The sequence below is a fragment of the Paraburkholderia sp. SSBN10T genome (assembly GCF_056619545.1).
Window position 1 is genome coordinate 1 of the sequence record NZ_JBWQQI010000068.1, and the last position, 614, is coordinate 614.

At 58.5% G+C, this 614-nt stretch carries 1 protein-coding gene; it reads left to right on the top strand.

Annotation, left to right across the window (positions count from 1 at the left end; genetic code table 11):
* Nucleotides 1-294: 294 nt before the first annotated feature.
* Nucleotides 295-614: class I SAM-dependent methyltransferase (locus AC1ECK_RS36660; protein WP_480328193.1), on the top strand; the 320-nt coding region annotated here is incomplete at its 3' end.

Genomic DNA, 614 nt, shown 5'->3' on the forward strand with positions numbered 1-614 from the left:
CTATCCGTTAGATTCGAAGCCTGCCGGTCGACCGGTTTTGGTTCGCTTCCGCACGCACTCTGGTCGCAAGCCGCCAGCCTTCGATCATCAACAATCCCCGCGTGACCTCCCCATGCCTGTTCGTGGACGTGCAATAAGATGAACAACCTTCAACACCAGTCACAATCCGATTTGTGGGCCAATTGGCTTCTGCGCGAGCGGTTTGCAGATGATCCTCAGCACGAACGAGGGTTGCGTGCTGAAGTCGCTCAAATGGCCGATCGAGTTCTCGACGCTGCCCAGCTCGCCTCGGGAATGACGCTCGTCGACGTTGGCACTGGCGATGGCCTGGTAGCGTTTCGCGCGATTGACCGCGTCGGTTCTTCGCTCCACGTGCTCCTGGCCGATGTATCCGCGTCCCTGCTTCAACATTGCGAGTCCGTCGCGACTCAACGTGGAGTTCGGGATCAATGCACGTTTCTCCAAGGTTCTGCAGAAGATCTCCAGGACATTGCAGATGCCTCCGTCGACGTCGTCACCACCCGTGCGGTGCTGGCCTACCTTCCCGACAAAATTGCAGTTCTGCGAGAGTTCCGCCGGATCCTCAAGCCTGGCGGACGGATCTCCATTGCTGA